At 45.0% G+C, this 1,591-nt stretch carries 2 protein-coding genes; both read right to left on the bottom strand.

The window, feature by feature from the left end:
* Positions 1 to 698 (bottom strand): peptidoglycan DD-metalloendopeptidase family protein (locus FDX01_RS13535; RefSeq protein ID WP_137399925.1); only part of this gene is annotated, 698 nt, incomplete at its 3' end.
* A 274-nt stretch (positions 699 to 972) separates the two neighbouring features.
* Positions 973 to 1,422, bottom strand: coding sequence for a hypothetical protein (locus FDX01_RS13530; protein ID WP_001023231.1), 450 nt, complete (start codon positions 1,420 to 1,422; stop codon positions 973 to 975).
* Positions 1,423 to 1,591 lie beyond the last annotated feature (169 nt).

The raw sequence follows: 1,591 nt of genomic DNA, 5'->3' as shown, positions 1-1,591 counted from the left end.
GCATGCTGTTCGAGTTTGTTATCAGCGGGTGCCGATGCCCGGAACGCCAGTGAATTAACAGGATTGTTATTGATGACCAGCTCGTAATGTAAATGAGGACCGGATGAACGTCCGCTGTTACCGGATAACGCAATAGCACCTCCCCGGGTAACTCTGGCCCCTTTAGTAACGAGTATTTTATTGAGGTGGAGATAGCGAGTTTTAACACCGGCTTTTCCCGTTACTTCAACAAAATATCCCATGGTACTGTTGTATTCGGCCCGGGTGATTTTTCCGTCGATGACGCTGACTATTTTCGTGTTCATGGGCATGGAATAATCAATGCCATTATGGGGACTCACTTTTCCCGATACCGGGTTAAGTCTTGCAGGATTGAAAGGTGAACTGAGTCTTGCTGTGGCTGGTAACGGATAATCGAGACTGCCTTTCCCGGAAGTATCGGAAAGATTATAGAACTTTTTGTCTGATATACGATACGCCGTGTAATTAAATGAGCCGGACGTAAATTTATAAGCCACTACACGTGATTTTCCCGCTTTCTTTTGCAGTACGAGTTTTAATGATTCATTTTTTTTCAAATGCCGAAGATTAAAGCGGGAAGGCAAAGAGCGCTGAAGGATAGCGATCTCGTTCGATTCCAGCCCCGAGCGGGTGGCTGAAAGGTAAGCATTTTCTTTTACGACATCGGTAGAATACATTTACTGGAATTCGCCGTTAGCATGAACACTGCGGCGTATGCTAGGGGTTTTCAGGAGGCGTGTCATCTGCCAGTTAATCGGGAGCACCGTTGATGGTCGTCATTTTTGTAACATATCTTGTTTCCCGTTTGCTCCTGAAGATCTGGGAACTGTATGACCAGCCTGACGGTGATGATTAACGGGACTGAAACAGGTTACGGCAGAGCAATATGGGGCTCATGTCCTGCTACGTAACCCGTCAGTAAAGCCCTGCTAAGCACTAACCCGCCTGCAGTTACCTGGAGGAATACAGGCCGCGAAGCTTTCTTGCCTGTGTCTGATGAGCTTCCGCACCGGCATTATTGACCTGCTCATGCACGAGGGCGGCTTTCTCTCCGGCATTCAGTTCGTTAAAAGAAGAAGAGGAGGTCTTTGAATTTGCACCACTGTCGGACAGCATTTTTTTATGTTCCTCAATCATTTTCTGATGTGCATAGGACGCGCTGTTGTTCATAAATGAATGAGCAACAATGGCCCTTTCATGTTCATTCATTTCAGAGAATGAGGGCGTGTTGTTTTTATTAACCCTGTCCGGTAAGTTTTCATGCGTCGAGGAATTCACATGACTGACGGCTGAGGCATTATTAACAAATCGATGTGCTTCATGGGCAATATCACTGGACTGAGCAAAAGCTGCCCCACAAAATAAAGCTGTAAACGCAGTGGCCGTGATTAATATATTCATGTGTAATTACCTTCTGAGGTACATAAAAGATGTCCTTATGATCATATATAAAAATAATCAACCTGTGGGGAAGATGACGTAAATGTAATACAGCTATGTACATTACACGATTGTAATGAATTTGTTTCTTAAGGTGTGCTAGGGAAGGTGCGAACAAGTCCCTGATATG

The organism is Citrobacter sp. wls613 (assembly GCF_005281195.1).
Taxonomy (GTDB): Bacteria; Pseudomonadota; Gammaproteobacteria; order Enterobacterales; family Enterobacteriaceae; genus Citrobacter; species Citrobacter gillenii.
This window is presented reverse-complemented; position numbering and strand designations above follow the sequence as displayed.